This window comes from Nocardia aurea (assembly GCF_003123685.1).
GTDB classification, from domain to species: Bacteria; Actinomycetota; Actinomycetes; order Mycobacteriales; family Mycobacteriaceae; genus Nocardia; species Nocardia aurea.
Window position 1 is genome coordinate 584,119 of record NZ_QCYJ01000127.1, and the last position, 25,508, is coordinate 609,626.

Genomic DNA, 25,508 nt, shown 5'->3' on the forward strand with positions numbered 1-25,508 from the left:
CTGCGCTCGGCCTTGCGTGCCGCCCGATTCCTGATCGCCGCGGCGGCATTGGCGACGGCCATGATCCTGTCGGCCTGCGGTGACTCCGATCCACTGGCCGCCGACGGCGATTGCTCGGGCGACACCCTCATCGTGGGGTCTGCGAATTTCCCCGAATCGGAGACCATCGCCGAGATCTACGCGGAAGTGCTGCGCGTCAACGGTTTCACCGTCGAAACCCGGCTGAACATCGGCAGCCGCGAGGCCTACATCCCGGCGCTGCGTCAATGCGCGATCTCGGTGATCCCGGACTACACGGGCAATCTGCTGCAATATCTGGACAAGAACGCGACGGCGACCAGCGCCGCCGACGTCGATGCCGCGCTGGTCACCGCCCTCGGTTCCGATCTCGTCATCGGCACCCCGGCCCAGGCCCAGGACTCCGACGCCGTCGTGGTCACCAAGGCCACCGCCGACCGCTGGAATCTGCGCACCATCGCCGATCTCGCGCCTCATTCGGCCGAAATGAAATTCGGAGCTCCCGCCGAATTCCAGGAGCGCGCGGGCGGACTGCCCGGATTGAAGAAGAACTACGGACTCGATATCGCCGCGAACAATTTCGTGCCGCTCGCCGACGGCGGCGGTCCCGCCACGGTCCGAGCGCTGGTCGAAGGACAGGTGACCGCGGCCGATATCTTCACCACCTCCCCCGCCATCACGCAGAACAACCTGGTGGTGCTACAGGATCCGAAGAACAATTTCCCCGCGCAGAACGTGGTGCCGCTGTTCAACGCGGCCAAGAAATCCGACAGGGCGCTCGCCGCGCTGAATGCCGTCTCCGCGAAATTGACGACGCGGGAACTGCTCGCGTTGAACGAGGCCGTTTCGGGGACGAGCAAGACCGAACCGAAAGCGGCGGCGGTGGCGTGGGTGAACGCCATGGGACTGAACAAGCCCCTCGGCTAGTTCGGCTCGAACACCGGGAGTTCGCGACGACGGACGCGAGAGCCGCGCGTCGCGGGTGGAACCGAGCGCCGAAAGACAGGATTACCAGGAGATACCGTTTGTCCGATATCGAATTTCGCGGTATCAGCAAGATCTATCCGGACGACACCCGTGCCGTCGACGATCTCGACCTGAATATCGAATCGGGTTCACTCACCGTGTTCGTCGGTCCCTCCGGCTGCGGCAAGACCACGTCGATGCGGATGATCAACAGGATGATCACGCCGACCTCGGGGGCGATCACCGTCGACGGCGTCGATATCTCGACGGTGGATCCGGTGACATTGCGCCGCGGTATCGGATATGTCATCCAGAGCGGTGGGCTGCTGCCGCATCGCACGGTGCTCGACAATGTCGCGACGGTCCCCGTGCTTCGCGGCGATTCACGCAGGGCAGCGAGGGCCGCCGCGCTGGAGGTGCTCGACCGGGTCGGGCTGGATCGCGCTCTGGCACGGCGATATCCGGTGCAGCTGTCGGGAGGGCAACAGCAGCGGGTCGGGGTGGCGCGGGCACTGGCCGCCGATCCGCCGATCCTGCTGATGGACGAGCCGTTCAGCGCGGTCGATCCGGTAGTGCGGGCGGAACTCCAGAGTGAAATGCGAAGACTACAGGCGGAATTGCGCAAGACGATCGTGTTCGTCACCCACGATATCGACGAGGCGATCACCCTGGGCGATCGCCTCGCGGTCTTCGGTCGCGGCGGCGTCCTCCAGCAGTACGACACACCGCGACGTGTACTCGCCCGGCCCGCAACCGATTTCGTCGCGGAGTTCGTCGGTCGCGACCGCGGCTATCGCGGCCTGTCGTTCCGCACCGCCGCCCATGTTCCCGTACACGAGATCCGGACCGTCCGCGCCGACGAGGTCGCGGACCTGCGGCCCGCACCGGGCGAATGGGTGCTGGTGGTCGACGCGGCGGACCGGCCGTCCGGGTGGATCGATATCGCCGGTGCGGCGGCGGTGCGCGCCGGAACCTCTCTCGCCGAGAGCATGTCGGCTGGCGGGTCGCTGTTCGCTCCCGGCGCGGATCTGCGTCAAGCGATGGACGCCGCCATCTCCTCGCCGTCGGGAATCGGTGTGGCGGTAGATGATTCCGGCGCGGTCCGGGGCGGGGTGCGGGCGAGCGACGTCGTCCGGGTTCTGGCCGAACAGCGTGCGTCCGAAGACGCCGAACGCCACGGGCTCGCCCCCGACGGTGTCGAATGAGCACGGTCCGAGGTTGTCGATGCGCTATCTGATCGACAATTTCTCCGTCGTCATGGGTTTCACCCGAACCCACGTGTATCTGGCGTTGGTGCCGTCGCTGATCGGATCGGTGATCGCGATTCCGGTCGGCGCGTCGGTTCGCCGGGTGCGGTGGCTGCGTCGGGCCACCGTGACCGTGGCGAGTCTGGCCTACACGGTGCCGTCGCTGGCCCTGTTCGTCATCATCCCGCCGCTGGTCGGCATCTCGACGATCGATCCGCTCACGGTGATCATCGCCCTGTCGGTGTATTCGACCGCGCTGCTGGTGATCGCGGTGCCCGCCGCACTGGATTCGGTGGCGGCCGATGTCGTCGACGCCGCCGACGCCATCGGATACGGCCCGCTGCGTCGCACCCTCACCGTCGATATGCCGCTGGCAGTCCCGGTTTTCGTCGCGAGTCTGCGGGTCGTCGTGGTCGGCAATATCGCGATGGTGTCGGTGGGGGCGCTGATCGGGGTCGGCGGTCTCGGCAAACTGTTCACCCAGGGCTATCAGCGCGACTATCCCGACGAGATCGTCGCGGGCATCATCGTGACGCTCGCGCTCGCGCTGATCTTCGACCGCGCGGTCTATGCCCTCGGTCGACTCGCCACGCCGTGGACGCGGACGAGCGGACGCACCGCGAAGGGCGACGTATGAGTCTTTTCCTCGACGCCTGGACCTATCTCACCGACGGCGCGAACTGGGGCGGTCCTGCCGGTATCGGAACCAGGATCGCGCAACATCTCTGGTACAGCGCCCTCGCGGTCGGCGCCTCGGCCGTGGTGGCGGTGCCGCTGGGACTGGTGATCGGGCATACCGGTCGGGGTGCGGCGCTGATCGTCGGCTTCGCGAATTCGATGCGCGCGCTGCCCACCCTCGGACTGCTCACCTTTCTGGTGCTGATGCTCGGCCTCGGCCTGATCCCGCCGCTGCTGGCACTGGTCACCGTCGGCGTTCCGCCACTGCTGGCGGGCGCGTACGCGGGTATCGCGAATGTGCCCGACGACGTGGTCGACGCCTCGCGCGCGGTCGGCATGACCGAACGCCAGATCCTGTTCCGCGTCGAGATCCCCAATGCCATGCCGATTCTGCTCACCGGCCTGCGCGGGGCGACGTTGCAGGTGGTCGCCACCGCGACCATCGCCGCCTACGTCAACCTCGGCGGTCTCGGGCGCTACATCTTCGACGGCATCGGCCTGTACCGCTACGACCGCGTGCTGGTCGGCGCGATTCTCGTCGCGGTGCTCGCGATGGCGCTCGACGGCATCCTGGCCATCGCGGTGTGGGTGAGTGCGCCGGGCACCGGTCGACTGCGCCGTGGACTCGCGCCGGTCACCGCGGCGAATTCGATCCGGCCCACTTCGTAGCGAGGCCGGTCCGCACCCGAAAACGGGAGCGCTCCGGTCCGAATTCGGACCGGAGCGCTCCCGTGGAGATTCGAACCGCTTACGCGACGCCCTCGGCGCGAGCCGCGTTCGCCACCGCTTCGGCGACGGCGGGTGCGACACGCGGATCGAGGGGGCTCGGGACGATCTTTTCCGGGCCGAGTTCGTCGGCGACGACGCTCAGGATGGCGTCGGCGGCGGCGATCTTCATGCCCTCGGTGATCCGGCGGGCGCCCGCGTCGAGCGCGCCCTTGAACACACCGGGGAAGGCGAGGACGTTGTTGATCTGGTTCGGGAAATCGCTGCGGCCGGTGGCCACGATCGCGGCGTACTTGCGCGCCACCTCGGGGTGGATCTCCGGATCCGGGTTGGACATCGCGAAGACGATCGACTCCGGGGCCATCGAGGCGATGAGCTCCTCGGCGATCAGACCGGCGGACAGACCGAGGAACACATCGGCGCCCGCCAGGGCCTCGGCCGCGCCGCCGTTCAGACCGCGCGGGTTGGTGCGCTGGGCCAGTTCGGACTTGACCTCGTTGAGGTCGGTGCGCTCCCGGCTCACGATGCCGCGCGAGTCGAGGACCGTCACGTCCTTCACGCCCGCGGCGAGCATGATGTTGGTGCACGCGACGCCCGCCGCGCCCGCACCGGAGACGACGACCTTGAGTCCGTCGATGGCGCGACCCTGGACCCTGGCCGCGCCGTTGAGCGCGGCGAGAACGACGATGGCGGTGCCGTGCTGGTCGTCGTGCATGACGGGGCAGTCGAGCGCCTCGATGACGCGCCGCTCGATCTCGAAGCAGCGCGGAGCCGAGATGTCCTCGAGGTTCACCGCGCCGAAGCTCGGGCGCAGGCGGATCAGCGTGTCGACGATCTCGTCGACATCCTTGGTGTCGAGCACGATCGGAATCGAGTTCAGGCCTGCGAACTTCTTGAACAGCGCGGCCTTGCCCTCCATGACCGGCAGCGAGGCGCGCGGGCCGATGTCACCGAGGCCGAGAACCGCGGTGCCGTCGCTGACGACGACGACCAGGCGGTCGGTCCAGGTGTACTGCTTGGCCATCGACTCGTCTTCGGCGATGGCCCGGCTGACCTGCGCGACGCCGGGGGTATAGGCGATCGAGAGGTCGCGCTGGGTCTCCAGCGGAGCTGACAGCTCGACCGAGAGTTTGCCGCCGAGGTGGCCCGCGAAAATCTCTTCCGACGTGATCGAGGAAAGGGAGGTCGGATCTTCGGTGCGGTTCACCGCGGTGGCATTCGGTGCGTCAGTCACAGGTGACACGATTTCACTCCTGCTCGGGTCGGGCTAAACCGGGGGACGGTTACCGCCGGGTACTGAGGTGATAAATGATTCGAACCGCTCATCGAGTGCTCCGGTCGATCAGTTTCGCATTCCGATCGGGCGCAGGGAACCTGCAGCAGGATATCGAATTCGCGAGGCGTCGCTGATCCGCGAAGCGGAGCCGGAGGGTGTTCCGGGCGGATATGCGGTGCGATCCTCGGGGCGCCGCGGTGCGCGGCGGAGAAGATCGTCATCGTTCCCTGACCCGGCGGTGGCAAGGGCGGGAATCCGCAATATTCTGCCAGCCTCGACAACGACTTGCCAAACCGGTGTGTGCTATACCGGTCGCGCGTCATATTCCGAGGGTAAGGCCCGGGAATTACCCCGAGGTAAGGGGAAACTCGCACCCCGGCGAACGGGGTCTGTGAGGAGACGCAGCGCGCTCTGCCCGGCGCGGTGAGTCGAGCGGTCGGCGCGCTCACAGGGGTAGCGGATCCGCCACGCCGCCGCGGTGTCCGTCGGCGGGTTCCTCGGTGCCGGGCCGGGCGGTCGGATGCGCGGCGAGGACCGATTCCTGACCCGCGAGCGGCCGGGCGGGCGGTTCGGAGACCTGGGCGCCGACGGGCTCGCGCGGCGAGACGGCGAGCACCGATTCCTGACCCGCGATCCTGCGGACGTCGGCGGCGTGGAGGTGGTCGGAATCGTCGCGCGTGTCGGCGCTCTCGGCGACGGTGGACGGTGCGGCGGCGTCGACCCGATTCCACGGCTGGGTCTCCGGGCGCACCCAGACCTCGTCGAGGCCGCCGGACATCAGCCGCACCCGCCAATCGGCGTCGGGGGCGGGGTGGTCGGTGCGGCGGTGCATACCCCTGGTCTCGGTGCGGGCCAGCGCGCTGTATTTGGTCCAGCGCGCCACCGCGAGCAGCGCGGCGGCCTGCCTGGCGCGCAACCGACCTGCACCGCGTCCGCCGAGATCGAATTCGGCGCCGGGCCACATCCCGTCCAGTTCACCGATGCTGTCGCGCAGGCTGCCCGCGCTGCGCCAGTAGCTGCGTCGCAACGGCAGGGTGTGTTCCTGCACCAGACCGACCACCGCGCGCGGATCGACGCGCGGCCGATCGTGCAGTCCCGCGCCGGGCACCGGATTCGCGGCCCGGGGTATCCCCCTCGCCACGGCGAATCGGGCCGCGCTCGCACCGGCCCAGACGCCGGAGGCGAGCGCCCACGCGCCGCCCTGTCCGCCGAATCCGCTGACCGCGCCGGTGATGGCTTCTCTCGTCGTGACGTCACCGGCTCCGTACAGGCCGGAAACCGTGGTCGCGCAATCGGTTCCGGTGATGTGCAGGCCGCCGGTGCCGCGCACCGTGCCCTCGAGCACCGCCCGCAGCGGAATTCGCCTGGAGCGGTCGACCACGCCCTGGCGTGACAGCCAGATCCCCACGACCTCGGGCAGGTCTTCGACGGCGGCGTAGACGCGCCTGCCCGCGGCGAGCGCGGCGAACGCGTCGGTGCCGAGTTCGGCGAGGTCGGCGCCGGATTCGTCGTACACCGTGGGGAAATGCGCGGCCAGTCCCGGCGCCGAACTCGAATGCCGCGCGACCGAGGGCAGACTCAGGGCCGGGGCCAGGCCGTAGGCGCTGGAGAATTCCATCCCGGACAGTTCGGCGCCCGCCTCCACCGCGAGCAGCAGCCCGTCACCGGTGTCGACATCGGTGCCGGGTCCGCCGGACAGGAAGGCGCAACCGCCGGTGGCGACCACGACCGCGCCCGCCCGCACGGTCCACGGCAGGTAGCGGTTGTGCGGTTGCAGCCCGGTCGCTCCCGATACGACACCGTCGCCGTCGGTGAGCAGTTGCAGCGCCGGGTGGTGATCGAGAATTCGGACGCCCGCCTCGCGCAGGCGTCGGCGCATCCGGCGCAGATAGCTCGCACCGTCGACGCACACCCGCGAGGATTTGCGGTGGGCGTTGCGATCGGTGCCGGGGAATCGGTAGCCCCAGCGCGCCAACTCGTCGATGCGGCGATATGTCTCGTCCAGGACCATGTCGATCCACATCGGGTCGCCCAGGTCGCCGCCGTGCGCGCAGGCGCGGCGGACGGCGTCGTCGCGGGCGGGGCCGGGCGGCATATTCCAGAGCGCTGTCATTCCGAAGGCGGTGGGACCGCTGGATCCGCAACGGGCCTTGTCGACCAGGATCACTCGCGCGCCGGACGTGGCGGCCGAGACAGCGGCCCAGGCACCGGCGGGGCCACCGCCGAGAACCAGAACTTCCGCTTCCAGATCACCCACAAGAAGAAATATTCGGCCACTATTCACCCGGCCGCAACTATTACACGACGATTAGCCCCACCATTGTGTCCAAAGCAATATTCCCGTGACCACGAAAACAACCGCGGAACCGGTAAAGGCAGCGAAACCCCGACGCCTATCCGAAAAAACTTGAGCGACAACGGCTGTCACGGACGCGAGCACATGCCATACGAGGGATTCCCCGCCCGGCCCGGGGAAATCGCGTCTGCTCGCGATGAAGGCGGATCCGATCACCACGAGGGCCAGCACGACGGTTCCCGCGGCCACCACGCCGCTGAGCCAACGAACGACTCTCACCGGACGATCACCGGCACACCCGTGGCCTTACCGACGAGCTCCTCGAACTGCGCCGGGTCGGTGGTGAATTCGCCCAGGCGGATGGTCTTGTTCGCACCGTGGTAGTCCGACGACCCGGTGGTGAGCAGCCCGAGCTCGGCCGCCAGACCCGCCAGCACCTCCCGATCGGGGTCGGCGTGGTCGGGATGGTCGACCTCCAGTCCGCCCAGTCCCAGCTCGGCCAGCTCGCGGATGTCGTCGACCGCGAGCAGCCGCCCGCGCTTCCTGGCCCTGGTGTGCGCCAGCACACTGACCCCGCCCGCCGACGCGATCATCTCCACCGCGCGACGCAACGGAGTGTCGGCCTTGTCGACGTAGTACGGCCCGCTCGGCGCGAGCAGCCGGGTGAACGCGGATCCGACGTCGGGCACCACCCCGGCCTCGACCAACGCCCGTGCCAGGTGCGGACGCCCCGCCGACGCACCGGCCGAGTCGAGCACCGCGTCCGGATCGATGGGGAGGCCGTCCTCGCGCATCCGTTCCGCCATCGCCCGCAGCCGCTCGACGCGTTCGGCGCGCAAACGCTCGCGTTCCTCGGCGAAACCGCGGTCGGCGGGGTCGAAGAGATAGGCGAGCAGGTGCACCGGCACCGGCCAGCCGTCCTCGCCGAGCCCCACGCACGACATCTCCATGCCGCGCACCAGGCTCAACCCGTCGGGTAGCGCCTCCACCGCTTCGGCCCACCCGGACGTGGTGTCGTGATCGGTGAGGGCGACGACATCCAGGCCGTCCGCCGCCGCTTTCCGCACGAGTTCGGCCGGTGTGTCGGTACCGTCGGACGCGTTCGAATGGGTGTGGAGGTCGATGCGCACGTCTCCAGTCATACAGTGCGCGATCTCCGACGGTTGTGGTCAGGCCCCGGACAGAGCGACCCGGTCTCGAGCGGGCCCGTCGCCGATGCCGACGTAGCATCGGCGGGTGCCCTCGATTCCGCCGATGCCGTCGTTCCGCGCTTCCGCGCGCGCGGCCCGCACGGCGACACGTTCGGAACTGCCGCGCATCCCGGTCCCGACCGCGCGCGCCATCGTCGACTGCGGCGTCTACGTCGACGGACACCGGCTGCCCGGCCGATTCACCCACCGGGACGCGCTGGCGGAAGTGCGCAATCGCGGGGCCGGTTTCGTCTGGGTCGGCCTGCACGATCCCGACGACGCCCAGATGGGCGATATCGCCGAGACATTCGGTCTGCACGCCCTCGCCGTCGAGGACGCGGTCCGGGCGCATCAGCGGCCCAAACTGGAGCGCTACGACGACACCCTGGTGCTGGTGATGCGCACCGTCGCCTATGTCGAACACGAATTGCACAGCGTCAGCGAGATCGTCGAGACCGGCGAGATCATGGTGTTCGCCGCCGCCGATTTCGTGGTGACGGTCCGGCACGGCGAGCATTCCGGGCTGGCGTCGGTGCGGCAGCGCCTGGAGGCCGACGCGACCATGCTGATGTACGGCCCCGGCGCCGTGCTGCACGGCATCGCCGACTACGTGGTCGACAACTACATCGATGTCGCGGCCTCGGTCGAACTGGATATCGACGCGATGGAGGAAGAGGTCTTCACCCCGCGCAGCCAGGTCGCCATCGAATCGATCTATCAGCTCAAACGCGAAGTCGTCGAATTGCGCCGCGCGGTGAATCCGCTGGCGATCCCGCTCCAACTGCTCGGCCACAAATCGGATCTCCCGCTGCCCAAGGAGATCAGGCGCTACATGCGCGATGTGGCCGACCACCACACCAGCGTGGCCGAGCGCATCACCGATTTCGACGGGTCTCTCAGCGCGTTGATCAGCGCGGCGCTGGCCAAGATCGGTGTCCAGCAGAACACCGATATGCGCAAGATCTCGGCCTACGTCGCCATCGCGGCGGTGCCGACGATGATCGCGGGTATCTACGGGATGAATTTCGAACACATGCCGGAACTCCGGTGGACCTACGGATATCCACTGATCATCGGCATCATCATCACCATATGCACGCTGCTGCTGATCCTGTTCCGACGGAACCACTGGCTCTGAGCCCGCGCCCGAACACCCTCGCGGCGCAACCGATCGCGGTCGACGGCAACCGCGGGCGGTACCACAGGTGGTGATCGATCCGAACCGGGCGACCGACTACAGCGAGGCCGCCCCGCGCGCCGGATCGTGCACGTCGATCCCGGCCTCGCCCCACGCGTCACGCAGTGCGCTCGCCCCGCGCACCCGGACCCACGCCGCTTCGGTCGCCGTCACCGGCGTGACCGTGAGATAGCGGACCGGGTCGGCCGGTTCGGGCAGCACGACCTCTGGGATGTCGCTGTCACCGAGCAGGACGGCGGTGAAATTCGCGCCCGCCCACATCGGCTCGCCCAGATCCAGCAGCGCGTCCGGTTGCAGCACGACGCCTTCCACGGCGGGCGTGGCGACCAGGACCCCGAGCGCGCGCACGAGTCCCGCGGTCTCGCCGATTCCGGCGCGCAGGGACAGGACCAGTTCGGCGCGTGGTCCACGCACCGGATCCGCCAGCAGGTCACCGGGATCGCCCATCGGATGACGTGAGCCGCCGAGAGTGACGAAACGCACCAGATCGCCGTCGTGGATGCGCAGGATCTCGATGGCCTCCAGACCGAGGAAGGTCACCGAGGCCGAGTCGACCCCGGCGGCGGCGACGCCGTAGTGGTCGAGCACTCCGGCGCGGACCTTGTCGACTACTTCCATCCGTCAGATCGCCAGCCTGGCGAGCATGTCGCGCGCCTGCTCGGCCGATTTCGGATCACACAGCACGTCGTAACGGCCCGCGACCAACTGCATGGTCGAGGCGAAATCACGCTGACCCTTGGTCGCCGCGTACGGGATCGAGGTGGTGATGACGCCGAAGATGATGCCGCCGACCAGACCGACCAGCAGCGGCCCGAAGGCGCCGCCGGTGGTGAACAGGCTCAGCAACAGACCGAGAAACAGGCCCAGCCACGCGCCGCTCACCACGCCGCCGCCGATGACCTTGCCCCACGTCAACCGGTAGAGCACGCGTTCTACCTGCATCAGGTCGACGCCGACGATCGTCACGTCCTGTACCGGGAATTGATTGTCGGCCAGGTAGTCGACAGCCTTCTGCGCCTCGGCATAGGTCGGATAGGAGCCGACCGGCCAACCCGACGGTGGGGTGGGGAGACCCTGCCGGGCGCGGCTCGAGCCTCCTAGAGGATTCGTCATATCACCATTCTGCTATCACGCCGGGATTTCCGGGGATGTGAAACGCGTGTTCTTGTCGTCCGTGGCGTGGCGGGTGCGCTCGCCCGCGAACCTCTAGCCTGACAGCCATGGCAGCAACCAGGGTTTACGTCGCCAGGCTGGCCGGCCTGGTGGTGCTGGGACCGGACGGCGAGTCCATCGGCCGTATCCGCGATGTCGTCGTGGCCATCCGCTACGACCGCCAACAGCCCCGGGTGCACGGCCTCGTCGTCGAACTGCCGAGCCGGAGGCGGATTTTCGTACCCATGCTGCGGGTGACCGCGATCGAGCCGGGCGTTGTCACCTTGAACACCGGAACCGTGAGCCTGCGCCGCTTCGCACAGCGACCGGGTGAACTGCTCGCCATCGCGCAGATCGTGGATTCGGCCGTCCGGGTGGACGATCCGGACCTGCCCGACCTGGTCGACATCGACGTGTTCGTGGTGGATCTGGGTCTCGAGCAGACCAGGACGCGGGATTGGCGGATCTCGCGAGTCGCGGTGCGGGGGCACCGGCGGATCGGTCGCAGGCGGACCGTGCACGTGGTCGACTGGTCGCGCGTGTCCGGTCTTACGCCGTACGAGATCGGCAGACCGGGCCAGGACGTGACGACACTGCTGGAACAGTTCGAGGGTCTGCGCGCCGCCGACGTCGCCCATCTGCTGCGCGAGTTGCCGGAGAAGCGCCGGATGGAGGTCGCCGAGGCACTCGATGACGAACGCCTCGCCGACGTCGTCCAGGAATTGCCCGACGACGACCAGATCGATCTGCTCGGCCACCTCGAGGTGCGCAGGGCCGCCGACGTCCTCGAGGCGATGGATCCCGACGACGCCGCCGACCTGCTCGGCGAACTCTCCACCGGCGAACGCGAATCGCTGCTCGCCCTGATGGATCCGCAGGAATCCGAACCGGTCCGCAGGTTGCTCCAGCACTCCCCCGACACCGCGGGCGGTCTGATGACCCCCAAGCCGGTGATCCTGACGCCGTCGACGACGGTCGCCGAAGCACTGGCCCGGGTCCGCAATCCCGATCTGACCCCGGCGCTGGCGTCGATGGTCTTCGTGGTCCGTCCGCCGACCGCGACGCCGACCGGACGCTATCTGGGCTGTGTCCACCTCCAGCAGTTGCTGCGCGAACCACCGGCGCATCTGGTCGGCGGGATACTCGACAGCGATCTGTCCCCGCTGCGCGTCGAGGTGTCGCTGTCGGCGGTGACCCGCTATTTCGCCACCTACAACCTGGTGTGCGGCCCGGTGGTCGACGCGGAGAGTCATCTGCTGGGCGCCGTCACCGTGGACGACGTACTCGATCACCTGCTGCCGGAGGATTGGCGCGAGCAGGAGGAATCACACGAAGGGGTGCCAGGGCATGAGTGAGAAGAGCCCGGCGAGGCTGCGGCTGGAGACACCGCTGGAAACCCGTTTCCGCATCGACTGGGATGCCGAGGCGCTGGCCCGCAGTAGTGAGCGGGTGGCGCGATTCCTCGGTACCGGACGCTATCTGGCGATGCAGACCGTGCTCGTCGTCGTCTGGATCCTGATCAACGTCTTCGTGGTGGCGCTGCGCTGGGATCCCTATCCGTTCATCCTGCTCAATCTGGCCTTCTCCACCCAGGCCGCCTACGCCGCCCCGCTGATCCTGCTCGCCCAGAATCGCCAGGACAACCGGGACCGGGTCGCGCTCGAAGAGGACAGGTCGAGGGCGACCCAGACCAAGGCGGATACCGAATTCCTCGCTCGCGAACTCGCGGCGCTGCGGATCGCGGTCGGCGAAGTGGCGACACGCGACTATCTGCGCCGCGAACTCGAGGAGATGAAAGAGGTGCTCGACCGAATCGATGCCGCGGCGTCACCGGATCGTGCGCACGATATCAACAAGACATCGAAGGCGCGTCGCAAGAAAACCTCCGGTCAGAAGCAGGGAGGTGACCCGATTCCGCCGCAGCCAACCGATCCATGACCGGAAATGCTCAACAACCACTTGACCCATGGGTAACCTGGAGAACGTTGTCCCGAGCGGGTCGGATGCGAAATGTCCCGGACAGCCGCTCTCACGACGTCGAGGATTGGTGTGGCCGAATGCGTATATCTGCTCCGATTACCGTGTCGGCCCTGGTAGTGGCGGGTCTCGTCGTCACGGGATCGGGTACCAACACCACCGATGAGACCACGGCACCGCAGGCGACCGACGCGTTGCTCGCCGCTTCGAACGGCCCCGGCGGTACCGGCAACGCGCCAGACAACACCACGGAAGCAGAACTGTCTCGGACAGTCGGCTTGCTGCCGGTGACCCCTCAGGCGCCCCGCAAACTCACGGCAATGACGCCGCCCGCCGACGGTAACGCCCCCTTCGCCGGAACGGTTCCGCTTCGTGACATCGTGCTGCCCGCCACCGGCGGTGCGCTCGGCATCCCGGAAATCGTGCTCGCGGCCTATCGCAACGCGGAGCTGGCAATGGAATCGGCGGCGCCGGACTGCGGCCTGCCGTGGAATCTGCTCGCGGGAATCGGACGGATCGAATCCGGTCACGCGAGCGGCGGGCGAACCGACGCCGCGGGCACCACGGTCACCCCGATCTTCGGCCCGGCGCTCGACGGCACCCTGCCGGGCAACGAGGTCATCCAGGCCACCGACGGCGGCTACGTGCGCGCGCTCGGGCCGATGCAGTTCCTCCCGAGCACGTGGAGCCACTACGCCTCCGACGGCAACGGCGACGGGGTCGCCGATCCGCACAACGTCTTCGACGCGACCGTCGCGGCGGGTAAGTACCTGTGCTCGGGCGGGCTGAACCTGCGCGACCCGGCACAGGAACTGCGGGCCGTGCTGCGCTACAACAACTCGATGTCCTACGCGGCCAACGTCTTGAGCTGGTCGGCGGCCTATCGCACCGGCGGCAAGCCGAGCCAGGACCGCATCTACCCCGGTCTGATCCCGCCCGGTCAGGCGCCGAATCCGGACATGCTGGCGGCGAACAGGACGACACCGAGCCCGTCCACCCAGGCCGAATTGCCACCGAACGCGCCGACCACGGTCGACCCGGCCGCCCCGACCCAGGTGATGATCACCATCCCCGGCCTGCCGCCGATCCCGTGCGGCATCTTCTGCCCCACACCCGCGCCGCCCGCTAATCCATGTGAGACGCAGACGATTCCGGCGCCGATGCCGCGCCCGGGCGATCCGGCGCTCCCCCCGGCGGCCCAGACATTCGGCGCGGGCGAACAGCAGGACCCACGGGCGATAGCACCCGCGCCCGCCTGCGCGCCGCTGATGCCCGATATCGGCGAACAGCGGACAACCGTGCCCGCACCCGCGCCGGAGGCGGCTCCCGAGACCGTGCCCGCCGAAACCCCGGAACCCGAACTGCCCGAGGCCCCGCAGCAGGAAGCGGCGCCCACGCCGACGCCCCAACCCGGCATCACCCTGCCGTTCAACATCGTCATCCCACTTCCGCCCGTCGGTCCCTGACCAAACCTCGATCGAGGTCACGAAGCAGTAACAAAAAGATCTCGAATGCGGTACCCTCTCCTAGAGTTTCAATCTTGAAAGCGGAGGAGGGCACCACACCGTGGGGCGTCACCGTAAACCTTCGACCGGTGTAAAAGTCGGGCGAACTTCTGTCCTAGCTCTGTCAGGTTTGCTCCCCGCCGGCGTCATCGCCGTCGCGGGCGCCTCCGACCTGGACCCCGCCATGCAGGCGGATATCCAACCGTCCCCCGAGGAAGATCGCGACGCGCTCGGCGCGCGCCTGGCCGCCGCGCTCGACGAGACCGCGGACCACGCCATGGCGCAACAGGGTTTCCGTGCCCCGCCGGTGGTCAAAACCGTTGCGCTGCCGGATAACCGGGCGCGCGCCGAGATGCCCGCCGGGCCGCTCGGCATTCCCGGCATCGCGGTCGCCGCCTACCAGAACGCCGAACAGGTCCTGCACACCGAGGATCCCGAATGCGGGATGTCCTGGTCGATGCTCGCCGGTATCGGCCGGGTGGAATCGACCCACGCCTTCGGTGGCAAGGCCGATGCCGACGGCAACCCGCTCTCCCCGGTCTACGGCCCGGTGCTCGACGGCTCGCTGTACGGCAACCACGTCATTCACGACAGCGACGACGGCGCGCTGGACGGGCTCAACGGGTACGACCGCGCGATCGGCCCGATGCAGTTCCTGCCCGACACCTGGAAGCGCTACGCCGCCGACGGCAACAACGACGGCGTCGCCGACCCGCAGAACCTCTTCGACGCCACGCTGACGGCCGGGAAGTACCTCTGCAGCGGCGGACTCGACATGCGCGACATGTCCCAGCAGACCCGCGCGATCCTTCGCTACAACAACTCGATGGCCTACGTCGCGAACGTCATGGCGTGGGCGAACTCGTACAACAACGGCGTCGCTCCGAAGCCCGCGGAACTGCCCCGGATCTGAGAAGACTAAAATCGCTGGAATGTCAGTGGTTACGGAAGCGGATGTGCGAGGAGCCCTCGCAAAGGTCGACGACCCGGAGATCCGCAAGCCGATCACCGAACTGGGCATGGTGAAGAGCATCGGGATCGGCTCCGACAGCAATGTCCACATCGAGATCTATCTGACGACGGCCGGTTGCCCGCTGCGGACCGAGATCACCCAGCGGGTCACCAAGGCCGTCGCCGACGTCGCGGGCGTCGGCGCGGTCACGGTGGAACTCGACGTCATGGACGACGAGCAGCGCACCAACCTGCGCAAGCAGTTGCGCGGCGACTCGCCCGAGCCGGTGATCCCCTTCGCCCAGCCCGGTTCGCTGACCCGCGTCTACGCGGTGGCCTCGGGCAAGGGCGGGGTCGGGAAATCCAGCGTGACCGTCAATCTCGCGGCGGCCATGGCCGCGCGCGGGCTGTCGGTCGGCGTGCTCGACGCCGATATCTACGGCCATTCGGTGCCACGCATGCTCGGCACCGATCAGCGCCCCACCCAGGTCGAACGCATGATCATGCCGCCCGTCGCGCACGGGGTGAAGGTCATCTCGATCGCGATGTTCACCCAGGGCAACACTCCCGTCGTGTGGCGCGGACCGATGCTGCACCGGGCACTTCAGCAGTTCCTGGCCGATGTCTTCTGGGGCGACCTCGACGTCCTGCTGCTCGATCTGCCGCCGGGGACCGGCGATGTCGCCATCTCCATCGCCCAGCTGATCCCGAACGCGGAGATTCTGGTCGTCACCACCCCGCAGCTCGCCGCCGCCGAGGTGGCCGAACGCGCGGGTTCGATCGCGTTGCAGACCCGTCAGCGCATCGCGGGCGTCGTCGAGAACATGTCGTGGCTCGATCTGCCGGACGGCACCCGGATGGATCTGTACGGGTCGGGCGGCGGCCAGACCGTGGCCGACAGCCTGAGCCGCGCGGTCGGCGCGAACGTCCCGCTGCTCGGTCAGATCCCGATCGAGCAGGCGGTGCGCGAGTCCGGCGACGAGGGCACGCCGATCGTGCTGCGCGATCCCGAGAGCTCGGCGGCCAAGGCCCTGCTCGAGGTCGCCGACAAACTGGCGGTGCGGCGGCGTGGCCTGGCCGGGATGTCGCTCGGCATCGACACCACGCGTCACCTGTAATACGCCTCGGCCCGGCCGGCACACGAGGACATGTGCCACGTGTCGGCCGGTGCCAATAAGCTCATCGGCATGCTCACGCTGCTTTTCTACGTGCTGATCGTAGGCCTCGTGGCCGCGATGCTCTTCCTGCTCGCGAGTGTGGTGTTCGGGCGGGGGGAGGAACTGGGGCCGCTGCCCGAGGGCACGACGGCCACCGTGCTGCCCGCGGAGGGCATCAGCGGGGCCGATGTGCGGGCGCTGCGCTTCCAACAGGTGGTGCGCGGATACAAGGCGGGCGAGGTGGACTGGGCGCTGGCGCGACTGGCCGCCCGCATCGATGAGTTGCAACGGGAATTGGCGTACGCGCGCGGTGGTGCGGCCGAGTCCGCCGTACCCGCGAGCGCGCTGCGGACCGGCCCGCAGCCCGCACCGGCTCCGGTCCCGCACCGGCATCCCTGGCCGGAGACGCCCGCGCCGCCACGTGCCCCGTGGGGCGTGGCGGCGGGGCAATCCGATCCGCCGCCACTACCCCTGGCCGGGCTGACGAGCGCGCAGCCGGTCGTCGCCCCGGCGCCGGAGGTATCCCCGCCCTCGGACAGCGCGCCGCTCGATGCGCGGCCCGAGCAGGCACCGGAGACACCGCACCGGGGCGCGCCCGCCGATCCGGGAGCGCGACGACCGGACTCGGGGCAGAACGGCGATTCCGCGCGACCCCGTGACCACTCGACCCCCGATTCGCCGTGACCGCCGTGCCGTTGAGCGACGGCCGATTTCGGTGCCCCTGGGCGGAGTCTTCTCAGCTGTATCGCGATTACCACGATCAGGAGTGGGGCCGTCCCCTGCACGGTGACGACGCCATGTTCGAGAGAATGTGCCTGGAGGCATTCCAGTCCGGGCTCGCGTGGATCACCATCCTGCGTAAGCGCCCCGCCTTCCGGACAGCATTTTCCGGATTCTCCATCGAACGGGTCGCCGAGTTCGGCGACGATGATGTGGCGCGTTTGCTCGCCGATACCGGCATCGTGCGCAACCGGGCGAAAATCGAGGCCGCCATCGCCAATGCCGAGGTTGCCTGCGACCTCGACACCGGCCTCGACGAGCTGATCTGGTCGTTCGCTCCGCCCGCGCGCCCGAGGCCGCGCGAGCTGGCCGAAGTGCCCGCTACCAGCCCCGAATCCATCGCTCTTGCAAAAGAATTGAAGAAACGCGGATTTCGTTTCATCGGACCGACGACCGCGTATGCGTTGATGCAGGCCACCGGAATGGTCGACGATCATCTGAGCGATTGCTGGATCCGCTGAAGCCGTCGGATCACCGACCTCCCGGTCACATTTCGAACTCAGGTATCCGTCGAGATCGGCAATAGGGAAGAATAGATCGGTGTAGCTCGCCAAATGCCGGCGAGCTCGCTGGTTGGTGACAACTGGAGTTCCAAGAAAGTGCGCAGAAAACCGCGCAGATCTGGAGGGAGCAGAGGATGGCGGCCATGAAGCCCCGCACCGGGGATGGTCCCCTCGAGGCAACCAAAGAAGGGCGTGGAATCGTCATGCGGGTTCCACTCGAGGGTGGCGGGCGTCTGGTCGTCGAACTCACGCCGGATGAGGCAGCGGCGCTCGGCGACGAACTGAAGAGTGTCACGAGCTAGCCGGCCGCAGCGAAGCGAGTGCCGGGCCGAGGGCGGCCCTTCCGATGATCCCGACGAATCGGGATCGGACGAGGCCGCCCATGCACCCGGCACTCGCTGATGTGGCCGCCCTGTTGGCGTGCCCGGAATGCGGTCTCGAACTCGAGGCCGCCGACCGGGCGTTGCGCTGCGGGAGCGGGCACAGTTTCGACATCGCCAAACAGGGCTACGTCAGCCTGTTGACCGGCTCGTCGACCAAGATGACAGGCGATACGCCCGCCATGCTGGACGCTCGTGCGGCGTTCCAGGGTGCGGGACATTTCGCGCCGATCGCGCGGGCCGTGGTCGGCGCGATCGGCGCGACTCTCGATGACGCCGGACCGGTGGCCCCGATAGTGGAAGTGGGCGCCGGAACCGGCTACTACCTCACCGCAATTCTCGACGCGGCGCCGGAATCGCGCGGCATCGCGGTGGACGTCGCCAAACCGGCGGCCCGCCGCTGTGCCCGCGCGCATCCTCGCGCGGCGTCGGTGCTCGCGGACGCCTGGCGAGGTCTGCCCCTGCGCACCCGTACCGTGTCCCGGGTGCTCGCCGCCTTCGCGCCGCGTAATCCGGCCGAGGTGGCGCGGGTGCTCGAACCCGGCGGCCGATTCGTCGTCGTCACACCCACATCCGGGCACCTGGGCGAACTCGTGGGCCGACTGGGCATGGTGACGGTGGATCCGGACAAACAGCAGCGCCTCACCGAATCACTCGCCGGGCATTTCTCCCCGATCGAGCGGGTGAGCGTGGAATATCCGATGACACTGTCGCGCACCGATGTCGCGCATGTCGTCGGCATGGGCCCCTCGGCATTCCACGCCGCCGACGGGTCGAGCAGCGACGCGCTCGACTCGCTGGACGAGGACACGGAAGTCACCGCGTCGGTGGTGGTCGCCGCCTACCGTCCGCTCTGAGGGCGGATCAGAATTTGCGTAACTGGTCGTACACGTCGACCGTGCGCGCGGCGATGGCGGCCCAGTCGAATTCCGCGATAGCCCTTGCCCGCCCGGCCGCGCCGAATTCCGTGGCGAGCGCCGGATTCCCCGCGACCTCGTTGACCGCGTCCGCGAGTGCGCGCTCGTAATCGGCGGCGGTGGCCGGGTCGTAGTGGACCAGCCGCCCGTTGCGTCCGTCGCCGACGACCTCCGGAATCCCGCCGACGTCGGAGGCCACCACCGCCGTGGCGCAGGCCATGGCTTCCAGATTGACGATGCCGAGCGGTTCGTACACCGAGGGACAGACGAAAACGGTGGCGGCGGCGAGTATCTGCCGGATCTGCTCGATCGGCAACATCTCCCTGACCCAGAAGACATTGCCGCGACGCTGCCGCAATTCGTCGACGGCCGCGGCGGTCTCGACTTCGAGTTCCCTCGTGTCGGGAGCGCCCGCGCAGAGCACGAGCTGGATATCCGGATCGAAATCGCGGGCGGCGGCGAGCAGATGCCCGACACCCTTCTGCCGGGTGATCCGGCCGACGAACGCCGCGATGGGCAGGTCGGTACGCACCCCCAGTTCGGCCAGTACCGGCCTGGCGTCCGCCTCGGCGGGGCCGGGATGCCACAGGGTCGCGTCGATCCCGTTGTGCACCACGTGGACCCGGCCCGGGTCGAGCGCCGGGTACGCGTCGAGCACGTCGTGGCGCATCCCCTCGCTCACCGCGATGACCGCGTCGGCGTGTTCGACCGCGTTGCGTTCCGACCACGACGAGAGCCGGTAGCCGCCGCCGAGCTGCTCGGCCTTCCACGGACGTCGCGGTTCGAGCGAATGCGCGGTGAGCACGTGTGGGATCCCGTACAGCGTCGCGGCCAGATGTCCGGCGAGACCGGTGTACCAGGTGTGGGAATGCACCACGTCGACGTGTCCGGCGGCGTCGGCCATGCGCAGCTGCGCCGACATCATCTGCATGGCGGCGTTGGCCGCGTACAGCATCGGATCGGGTTGGTGCACCACGGCATCGGTGCGGGGCACGCCCATGCAGTGCACGGTGACATCGCAGAGCACGCCGAGTCGATCGACCAGCTGCGTGACGTGCACGCCCGCGCCGCCGTACACCTCGGGTGGATATTCGCGGGTCAGCATGGCGACCCGCAACCGGTCGCCCGCCGGGGTGACATCGCTGTCGCGCGGCCCGTCTCCGACCGCCGTCAATGTTTCGCGTGACCGCTCGGCTTCACCGGATCCCGCCGCCGAGCGCCCGCCGTCCGTGCCGAAACTCACGGTCTCAAAGTAGACGCTCGGCTCTGCGGGGGCCACTCACACCCGCACTTCACGGTAGTTTGGCAAATGTGAGGAGCCAGCCGCACGTACTCGGGATCGTGCTCGCCGGTGGCGAGGGCAAGCGCCTGTTTCCACTGACGGCGGATCGCGCCAAGCCTGCGGTCCCCTTCGGGGGTGCGTATCGCCTGATCGACTTCGTCTTGAGCAACTTGGTGAACGCAGGTTTTCTACGGCTGTGCGTGCTGACCCAGTACAAGTCGCATTCGTTGGACAGACATATCTCCCAGACCTGGCGACTGTCCGGTTTCGCGGGTGAGTACATCACCCCGGTTCCGGCCCAGCAACGGCTCGGCCCGCGCTGGTACACGGGCAGCGCGGACGCGATCATGCAGTCGCTGAACCTGATCTACGACGAGGATCCGTCCTACATCGTGGTCTTCGGCGCCGATCACGTGTATCGGATGGATCCGGAGCAGATGCTGTCGCACCACATCGAATCCGGCGCGGGTGTGACGGTGGCCGGCATCAGGGTGCCGCGCAGCGAGGCGAGCGCCTTCGGTTGCATCGATTCCGACGAGTCGGGTCGGATCACCCAGTTCCTGGAGAAACCGGCTCATCCGCCGGGCACCCCGGACGACCCGAACGTGACCTTCGCCTCCATGGGCAACTACGTGTTCACCACCAAGGTGCTCGTCGATTCCATTCGCGCCGACGCCGAGAACTCCGATTCCGATCACGATATGGGCGGCGACATCATCCCGTCGCTGGTGGCGGCCGGACAGGCGGGCGTCTACGACTTCGCCGACAACGACGTGCCCGGCGCCACCGACCGTGACCGCGGGTACTGGCGCGACGTCGGCACCATCGACGCGTTCTACGACGCCCACATGGATCTGGTGTCGGTGCATCCGGTGTTCAACCTGTACAACCGGCACTGGCCGATTCGCGGTGCGGCCGAGAATCTGCCGCCCGCCAAATTCGCCCAGGGCGGGCTCGCGCAGGAATCCATCATCGGCGCGGGCAGCATCCTGTCGGCGGCGACCGTGCGCAATTCGGTGCTGAGTTCGAATGTGGTGATAGACGACGGCGCGACCGTCGAGGGCAGTGTGCTGATGCCGGGTGTCCGGATCGGGCGCGGCGCGGTGGTGCGTCGCGCCATTCTCGACAAGAACGTGGTGGTCGGCGAGGGCGAGATCATCGGTGTCGACCTCGAACGCGACCGGGAACGATTCGCGGTGAGCAACGGCGGCGTCGTCACCGTCGGCAAGGGAATCTGGGTCTGACCCGATCGGGGTCGAGCCCGCCGTTCACGGTGTGCGCGGCGCCGGGCAGAACGGCTCGCAGGGGCCGGGTGTGCGCGGGGCCGTCGGCCGGTCGCGATTCCCGAAATCCGCGTTGCTCACCACGATCAGCACGAGAACCGCCGCGACCAGCACGAGCACCAGTACGACGGTCGTGCCGCCCCAATCGACGCCGTCGTCGTTGTTGTGGAACATCACGGCCCCTCTCGGGCGGGCGGGGCGGGTGACTCGCCAGCCTGGCGGGGCGGGTGACTCGCCAGCTTGGCGGGGCGGGGGGACTCGCCAGCCTGGCGGGGCGGGTGACGTCGACGGATTCGCCCTGTCAGGGTGCCTGCGGCGCGAGCGTACAGAACGGCTCACAGCTTCCCGACGCGGGCGGAGCCTTCGGCGGACCGGTGTCGAAGTCGGCGTTGCTCACCAACAGAAGCACAATCACCGCCGCCGCGACAATCAGGAAGAAGACGCCGAAGATCGACGTCAGCCAACTCGGCGTCGAACGCTCGGTGGCTATGTGGCCGAGATGGGCTGTTGTCTCGGTGAATTCGGAACTACGTTGCCAGATCATGCGATACCTCTAACTCGATTGGTTCCCGCTTACCCAGCGCAATCGAGTTCACGCGCCCCGCGCGGCTATTCCACACGCGAGCGGCCACACGGCGGCCATACGAGCCAGTTCATCGATTTCCGAATCCATGTCCGTGGCCACCGACGCGACCCTGCCCACGGCGGCCACGGTGGGCAGACCCGAACTTCGCGCGCGCAATGCGAACACCAGCGCGACGGCGGACTCCAACGTCCGCCGTTCGGGCTCCGGCATCCCCCGCGCCGCGATGGCCGCGCGCACCTCCGGCGGGAGGGCACGGGTGTGGCGGGACAGGATCAGCATGCAGTCGCGGATCTCGACCACGGTGCGGTACACGCGGTAGCGGCCGTCGGCGCGATCGATTCCGGGTGCGCGATGCACGATTTCCGGGCAGGCGGCGGTGAGTTCGGACCACAGCGGCAGCAATTGTTTCCCACGCCGCGACCAGCCGTCGAGCCGCACGCGTTCCAGACCCGACCGGATCAGCGGAGCGGCGTAGAACACGGTGCCCGCCAGCACCGTCGGGAAGATCAGGTCGTTGTCGACGAGTCCTTGTAACCGGGTGAGGGCCGTGCTGTGACCTGTTCCGAGCAGCACCGCCGTCACCGTGCGACTGACCGCCTGGACGACGCTGACGATCCCGACCCCGATGACCATCAGGTGCAGCGCCGTCTCGATTCGATCCCCGCCCGTCGACAGTCCGGCCCTGCCGAGCGCGACGAATTCGATTCCGACCAGCAGAGCCAGCGGCACCGCGCCGCCGAAGTAGACCAAGGCCGTCGATTCCGCGCTGTCGCCGCGCACCAGGGCGTCGGGATCCTCGGCCAGGCCGAGCACCACGGCCGAGAGCACCCAGAGTCCGGTGGTCACGGCGAGCGCGATCCCGGGGACCGGACGGTCACGTCCGTCACGGGCGAACAGCACACCGGCCGCGGAACTGGCGGCGAACGCGACGACGCTGAGCTGGTACATCAGCAGTATCGAGACGTGCCCACCCGACGCGGCCGTGATCAGCCGCTGACAGTTCGGTTCGCGCAGGGTGCAGTTCACCAGTCCGAGGCCGATGATGGCGGCCAACTGCCGATCCGCGCGGGTCCGGTCGAAATACAGCGCGCGCAGAACGACCACGGGCCATGCCACGAACAGGGCGGCGGACGACAGCGCCGCGGGCCAACCGGTGTGCACGGTCGATCGGAACCTCCGGTCAGCCGCGCGAGGCGCAGAGCAGACCGTCACCGACGGGGATCAGCACACTGGTGAGTTCGGGGTCCTCGGCGATGGCGCGGGTGGCGGCCCTGACCGCGACGGTGGCGGGGTCTCGCTGGGAGGAATCGGGGACACGACCGCCGAGCAACGCGTTGTGGAAGATGATCGCCCCGCCCTCCCTGAGTAATCGCACGGCTTGACCGACGTACTGCGGGTGTTCCAGCGGCGCGGCGTCGATGAAGACCAGGTCGTAGGCGCCGTCGGCCAGCCGCGGCAGCACATCGAGGGCGCGGCCGTTGATCAGCCTGGTGCGGGCGGGGGGAATGTCGGCGGCGCGGAAGGCCTCTTTGGCCGCGCGCTGGTGTTCGGGCTCGGAATCGATCGTGGTGAGCGTGCCGTCCTCGCGCATGCCGTCGAGCAACCACAGGCCGCTGATACCGGCGCCGGTGCCGACCTCGACGACCGCGCGTGCGCCGAGCAACTGCGCGTACATGCTGAGCAGCGCTCCGACCGACGGCGGCACCGGCGCCGCGCCCAGCTCGGTGGCCCGTTCGCGCGCGGTCACCAGAATGTCGTCCTCCACGACGGATTCTTCCACGTAGGAGAGATTTCGCTCCAAGTTCGATGCCACCGTATGAGGCTAGCTTCCCGGCCTCCCCGCGTCTTTCCGCCGCTCGTGAGTGTGTGAGCATAGTTTTCCGCCGCCGCCGCCGATCCGCGCCCGCCGCCGCGCCCGGCCGCCCGGCTACCTGGTCATCTGCGGCTTCTCCGGTCCGCACGGGCGGATTCGCACGGTCACACTTCCGGAAAGACAAATTTCTCAGGTGTCCCTCAGGATCTCCATAACCGGGGCATATCAGGACAGGAAAGAGTAGGAACACGCAAGACCATCAGACCGTTTACACGGGACCAGGGAACAACGACATACAGGTAGTCGGTTGTATCCCCTAGGTGGGGGTCCGGGATTCCGGATCAACACGACCGTCGCGAACGTTTACGGTCCCGAGTAGGAGGTAGCCCCATCCACATGGTCAAAGGTTCCTTTGCGACACTGCCGGGGCACTCGGGGGACTACTCGGGGACAAGCCCGGAGGCGAACCCGCTGCCGAATACGGCCGGTTCCACGGCGGAGACTCGTCCCGCCGCGGTGAGCGAATACGCGACACTTCCCGAACACATCCCGCCGTTCGACGCCGAACGGGCCGACGAGAACGCCCTGCCCGAACCCGGGGAACTGACCGGAACCGCGGCCTTCGACGCCACCGGCGACCGCGCCGCGATGCCCTCGTGGGACGAACTGGTCCGCGAACACGCCGACCGCGTTTACCGACTGGCCTACCGCCTCTCCGGTGACGCGCAGGACGCCGAGGACCTCACCCAGGAAACCTTCATCCGGGTCTTCCGCTCGCTGTCGAACTATCAGCCTGGCACCTTCGAGGGCTGGCTGCACCGCATCACCACCAACCTGTTCCTCGACATGGTGCGCAGACGCAACCGGATCAGGATGGAGGCGCTACCCGAGGACTACGAGCGGGTGCCCGCCGAAGGACCGACCCCCGAGGACGCCTACCACGACGCCAGACTCGACCCCGACCTGCAATCCGCGCTGGACTCGCTGGCGCCGGAGTTCCGCGCGGCGGTCGTGCTCTGCGATATCGAGGGCCTGTCCTACGAGGAGATCGGCGCGACGCTCGGAGTCAAACTCGGCACCGTGCGCAGCCGCATCCATCGAGGGCGTCAGGCATTGCGCGACCACCTTGCGCATAATGGATCTCAGCAGCGGTTCACCGCTGACGCGAATCTCGGGTGATCGGTCGCAAACCGGCATCACCCGCGCAGGTGATCGATGTCGGTTGGAAGGGTGAGCACCGAATGAGTGGTGAGTCCAGCACGTCCGGTCCTTCACCGCGTTTCCGTCCCACCGAACATCTGGCCAGCGAGGCGATCGCGGCCTATGTGGACGGAGAACTGCGGATGAACGCGTACCTGCGTGCCGCTCAACATCTGTCCCTGTGTCCCGAATGCGCGGCCGAGGTGGACGCGCAGCAGCAGGCGCGGATCGCGCTGCGCCAGTCCGGTCAGGTATCGATTCCCACCGGACTGCACGACAGCCTGACCCGTATTCCGCTCGCGGAGCTGCCCGGCACCAACGGCGTGGCCCATCGGCAGGCCGGGAACACCCGAAACGAGGCTGTTTTCGGTTTCCTGGCGGATTCGTTCACCACGACCCGGTGGGCCAACTGGTGGCGCAAGTAGAG

At 68.1% G+C, this 25,508-nt stretch carries 26 protein-coding genes and 1 pseudogene; 17 read left to right on the plus strand and 10 right to left on the minus strand.

The genetic code is table 11. The features are described 5' to 3' along the window. Positions 1-60: 60 nt before the first annotated feature. The 4 genes from DAT37_RS31560 (at position 61) to DAT37_RS31575 (ending at position 3,578) form a co-directional block, all read left to right on the plus strand. Positions 61-945 (plus strand): ABC transporter substrate-binding protein, encoded by an 885-nt coding sequence (locus DAT37_RS31560; RefSeq protein ID WP_109528630.1) that lies wholly within the window; start codon positions 61-63, stop codon positions 943-945. Between the two features lie 98 nt (positions 946-1,043). Further along, complete coding sequence (locus DAT37_RS31565) at positions 1,044-2,189, plus strand: ABC transporter ATP-binding protein (RefSeq protein WP_109528474.1); 1,146 nt, start codon at positions 1,044-1,046, stop codon at positions 2,187-2,189. A 19-nt stretch (positions 2,190-2,208) separates the two neighbouring features. After that, entirely contained in the window at positions 2,209-2,868 is a 660-nt protein-coding gene (locus DAT37_RS31570) for an ABC transporter permease (protein ID WP_109528475.1), read from the plus strand. Continuing rightward, positions 2,865-3,578, plus strand: a complete 714-nt coding sequence (locus DAT37_RS31575; RefSeq protein ID WP_109528631.1) for an ABC transporter permease — start codon at positions 2,865-2,867, stop codon at positions 3,576-3,578. Before DAT37_RS31570 ends, DAT37_RS31575 begins: the two co-directional genes overlap by 4 nt. Positions 3,579-3,657: 79 nt before the next feature. On the opposite strand, the gene DAT37_RS31580 is transcribed toward DAT37_RS31575, so the two are convergent. The 3 genes from DAT37_RS31580 to DAT37_RS31595 all read right to left on the minus strand — a co-directional run bounded on the left by DAT37_RS31580 (position 3,658) and on the right by DAT37_RS31595 (position 8,349). Beyond that, entirely contained in the window at positions 3,658-4,878 is a 1,221-nt protein-coding gene (locus tag DAT37_RS31580) for an NAD(P)-dependent malic enzyme (protein ID WP_408637459.1), read from the minus strand. Positions 4,879-5,356: 478 nt separating this feature from the next. Beyond that, the gene (locus tag DAT37_RS31585; RefSeq protein WP_109528477.1) at positions 5,357-7,168 is read right to left on the minus strand and encodes an FAD-binding protein; all 1,812 of its coding nucleotides are present in this window, start codon (positions 7,166-7,168) and stop codon (positions 5,357-5,359) included. 314 nt (positions 7,169-7,482) lie between these two features. Continuing rightward, on the minus strand, positions 7,483-8,349 hold the full coding sequence (locus tag DAT37_RS31595) for a PHP domain-containing protein (protein WP_408637460.1): 867 nt from the start codon (positions 8,347-8,349) through the stop codon (positions 7,483-7,485). Between the two features lie 94 nt (positions 8,350-8,443). Here DAT37_RS31595 and DAT37_RS31600 point away from each other — a divergent pair, with 94 nt between their 5' ends. Beyond that, a complete protein-coding gene (locus tag DAT37_RS31600; protein WP_198654515.1) occupies positions 8,444-9,535 on the plus strand; it encodes a magnesium and cobalt transport protein CorA in 1,092 nt (363 codons plus the stop codon). 96 nt (positions 9,536-9,631) lie between these two features. Here DAT37_RS31600 and DAT37_RS31605 read toward each other — a convergent pair whose 3' ends face one another. Together DAT37_RS31605 and DAT37_RS31610 are read right to left on the minus strand one after the other, a co-directional pair. Next, positions 9,632-10,213 (minus strand): suppressor of fused domain protein, encoded by a 582-nt coding sequence (locus DAT37_RS31605; protein ID WP_109528481.1) that lies wholly within the window; start codon positions 10,211-10,213, stop codon positions 9,632-9,634. 3 nt (positions 10,214-10,216) lie between these two features. Beyond that, a complete protein-coding gene (locus DAT37_RS31610) occupies positions 10,217-10,708 on the minus strand; it encodes a general stress protein (protein WP_109528482.1) in 492 nt (163 codons plus the stop codon). 107 nt (positions 10,709-10,815) lie between these two features. Here DAT37_RS31610 and DAT37_RS31615 point away from each other — a divergent pair, with 107 nt between their 5' ends. The 9 genes and pseudogenes from DAT37_RS31615 (at position 10,816) to DAT37_RS31655 (ending at position 18,857) form a co-directional block, all read left to right on the plus strand. After that, positions 10,816-12,102 (plus strand): magnesium transporter MgtE N-terminal domain-containing protein, encoded by a 1,287-nt coding sequence (locus tag DAT37_RS31615; RefSeq protein WP_109528483.1) that lies wholly within the window; start codon positions 10,816-10,818, stop codon positions 12,100-12,102. After that, positions 12,095-12,685 (plus strand): DUF1003 domain-containing protein, encoded by a 591-nt coding sequence (locus tag DAT37_RS31620; RefSeq protein WP_109528484.1) that lies wholly within the window; start codon positions 12,095-12,097, stop codon positions 12,683-12,685. The genes DAT37_RS31615 and DAT37_RS31620 overlap by 8 nt, the downstream gene beginning before the upstream one ends. Positions 12,686-12,804: 119 nt before the next feature. After that, on the plus strand, positions 12,805-14,190 hold the full coding sequence (locus DAT37_RS31625) for a lytic transglycosylase domain-containing protein (protein ID WP_109528485.1): 1,386 nt from the start codon (positions 12,805-12,807) through the stop codon (positions 14,188-14,190). 100 nt (positions 14,191-14,290) lie between these two features. Further along, positions 14,291-15,142: a lytic transglycosylase domain-containing protein gene (locus tag DAT37_RS31630; protein WP_198654516.1), complete on the plus strand. Its 852-nt coding sequence runs from the start codon at positions 14,291-14,293 to the stop codon at positions 15,140-15,142. Between the two features lie 19 nt (positions 15,143-15,161). After that, entirely contained in the window at positions 15,162-16,298 is a 1,137-nt protein-coding gene (locus DAT37_RS31635; RefSeq protein ID WP_109528486.1) for an Mrp/NBP35 family ATP-binding protein, read from the plus strand. Positions 16,299-16,367: 69 nt separating this feature from the next. Continuing rightward, positions 16,368-16,637, plus strand: a pseudogene (locus tag DAT37_RS31640) (DivIVA domain-containing protein); the annotation flags it as partial. A gap of 380 nt (positions 16,638-17,017) precedes the next feature. After that, a complete protein-coding gene (locus tag DAT37_RS31645; protein ID WP_109528487.1) occupies positions 17,018-17,578 on the plus strand; it encodes a DNA-3-methyladenine glycosylase I in 561 nt (186 codons plus the stop codon). Between the two features lie 176 nt (positions 17,579-17,754). Continuing rightward, the gene (locus DAT37_RS31650; RefSeq protein ID WP_011211259.1) at positions 17,755-17,922 is read left to right on the plus strand and encodes a DUF3117 domain-containing protein; all 168 of its coding nucleotides are present in this window, start codon (positions 17,755-17,757) and stop codon (positions 17,920-17,922) included. An 80-nt stretch (positions 17,923-18,002) separates the two neighbouring features. Beyond that, positions 18,003-18,857 carry a putative RNA methyltransferase gene (locus DAT37_RS31655; RefSeq protein ID WP_109528488.1) on the plus strand — a complete coding sequence of 285 codons (855 nt, stop codon included), beginning with the start codon at positions 18,003-18,005 and terminating at the stop codon, positions 18,855-18,857. A 7-nt stretch (positions 18,858-18,864) separates the two neighbouring features. Here the strand turns inward: DAT37_RS31655 and glgA are convergent, their stop codons facing one another. After that, positions 18,865-20,034, minus strand: coding sequence for a glycogen synthase (gene glgA / locus DAT37_RS31660; protein WP_109528633.1), 1,170 nt, complete (start codon positions 20,032-20,034; stop codon positions 18,865-18,867). Positions 20,035-20,228: 194 nt separating this feature from the next. Here glgA and glgC point away from each other — a divergent pair, with 194 nt between their 5' ends. Beyond that, positions 20,229-21,443, plus strand: a complete 1,215-nt coding sequence (glgC, locus tag DAT37_RS31665) for a glucose-1-phosphate adenylyltransferase (RefSeq protein WP_109528489.1) — start codon at positions 20,229-20,231, stop codon at positions 21,441-21,443. Positions 21,444-21,467: 24 nt separating this feature from the next. Here the strand turns inward: glgC and DAT37_RS31670 are convergent, their stop codons facing one another. The 4 genes from DAT37_RS31670 to DAT37_RS31685 all read right to left on the minus strand — a co-directional run bounded on the left by DAT37_RS31670 (position 21,468) and on the right by DAT37_RS31685 (position 23,881). Further along, positions 21,468-21,656: a hypothetical protein gene (locus tag DAT37_RS31670; RefSeq protein WP_109528490.1), complete on the minus strand. Its 189-nt coding sequence runs from the start codon at positions 21,654-21,656 to the stop codon at positions 21,468-21,470. A gap of 127 nt (positions 21,657-21,783) precedes the next feature. Continuing rightward, a complete protein-coding gene (locus DAT37_RS31675) occupies positions 21,784-22,026 on the minus strand; it encodes a hypothetical protein (RefSeq protein WP_109528491.1) in 243 nt (80 codons plus the stop codon). Between the two features lie 48 nt (positions 22,027-22,074). Beyond that, complete coding sequence (locus DAT37_RS31680; RefSeq protein ID WP_109528492.1) at positions 22,075-23,229, minus strand: DUF6545 domain-containing protein; 1,155 nt, start codon at positions 23,227-23,229, stop codon at positions 22,075-22,077. Positions 23,230-23,248: 19 nt separating this feature from the next. Further along, positions 23,249-23,881 (minus strand): O-methyltransferase, encoded by a 633-nt coding sequence (locus DAT37_RS31685; RefSeq protein ID WP_109528493.1) that lies wholly within the window; start codon positions 23,879-23,881, stop codon positions 23,249-23,251. Positions 23,882-24,277: 396 nt separating this feature from the next. On the opposite strand from DAT37_RS31685, the gene sigE reads away from it, so the two are divergent. Together sigE and DAT37_RS31695 are read left to right on the plus strand one after the other, a co-directional pair. Continuing rightward, entirely contained in the window at positions 24,278-25,060 is a 783-nt protein-coding gene (sigE, locus tag DAT37_RS31690) for an RNA polymerase sigma factor SigE (RefSeq protein WP_232840113.1), read from the plus strand. A gap of 62 nt (positions 25,061-25,122) precedes the next feature. Continuing rightward, the gene (locus DAT37_RS31695) at positions 25,123-25,506 is read left to right on the plus strand and encodes a hypothetical protein (protein WP_109528635.1); all 384 of its coding nucleotides are present in this window, start codon (positions 25,123-25,125) and stop codon (positions 25,504-25,506) included. Positions 25,507-25,508 lie beyond the last annotated feature (2 nt).

Bases quoted from the DNA above. Each gene is read 5' to 3' on its own strand.
- DAT37_RS31560 (WP_109528630.1), top strand. From the start codon at position 61: ATGATCCTGTCGGCCTGCGGTGACTCCGATCCACTGGCCGCCGACGGC.
- DAT37_RS31570 (WP_109528475.1), top strand. From the start codon at position 2,209: ATGCGCTATCTGATCGACAATTTCTCCGTCGTCATGGGTTTCACCCGA.
- DAT37_RS31575 (WP_109528631.1), top strand. From the start codon at position 2,865: ATGAGTCTTTTCCTCGACGCCTGGACCTATCTCACCGACGGCGCGAAC.
- DAT37_RS31595 (WP_408637460.1), bottom strand. From the start codon at position 8,349: ATGACTGGAGACGTGCGCATCGACCTCCACACCCATTCGAACGCGTCC.
- DAT37_RS31605 (WP_109528481.1), bottom strand. From the start codon at position 10,213: ATGGAAGTAGTCGACAAGGTCCGCGCCGGAGTGCTCGACCACTACGGC.
- DAT37_RS31610 (WP_109528482.1), bottom strand. From the start codon at position 10,708: ATGACGAATCCTCTAGGAGGCTCGAGCCGCGCCCGGCAGGGTCTCCCC.
- DAT37_RS31615 (WP_109528483.1), top strand. From the start codon at position 10,816: ATGGCAGCAACCAGGGTTTACGTCGCCAGGCTGGCCGGCCTGGTGGTG.
- DAT37_RS31620 (WP_109528484.1), top strand. From the start codon at position 12,095: ATGAGTGAGAAGAGCCCGGCGAGGCTGCGGCTGGAGACACCGCTGGAA.
- DAT37_RS31625 (WP_109528485.1), top strand. From the start codon at position 12,805: ATGCGTATATCTGCTCCGATTACCGTGTCGGCCCTGGTAGTGGCGGGT.
- DAT37_RS31635 (WP_109528486.1), top strand. From the start codon at position 15,162: ATGTCAGTGGTTACGGAAGCGGATGTGCGAGGAGCCCTCGCAAAGGTC.
- DAT37_RS31650 (WP_011211259.1), top strand. From the start codon at position 17,755: ATGGCGGCCATGAAGCCCCGCACCGGGGATGGTCCCCTCGAGGCAACC.
- DAT37_RS31655 (WP_109528488.1), top strand. From the start codon at position 18,003: ATGCACCCGGCACTCGCTGATGTGGCCGCCCTGTTGGCGTGCCCGGAA.
- DAT37_RS31670 (WP_109528490.1), bottom strand. From the start codon at position 21,656: ATGTTCCACAACAACGACGACGGCGTCGATTGGGGCGGCACGACCGTC.
- DAT37_RS31675 (WP_109528491.1), bottom strand. From the start codon at position 22,026: ATGATCTGGCAACGTAGTTCCGAATTCACCGAGACAACAGCCCATCTC.
- sigE (WP_232840113.1), top strand. From the start codon at position 24,278: ATGGTCAAAGGTTCCTTTGCGACACTGCCGGGGCACTCGGGGGACTAC.
- DAT37_RS31695 (WP_109528635.1), top strand. From the start codon at position 25,123: ATGAGTGGTGAGTCCAGCACGTCCGGTCCTTCACCGCGTTTCCGTCCC.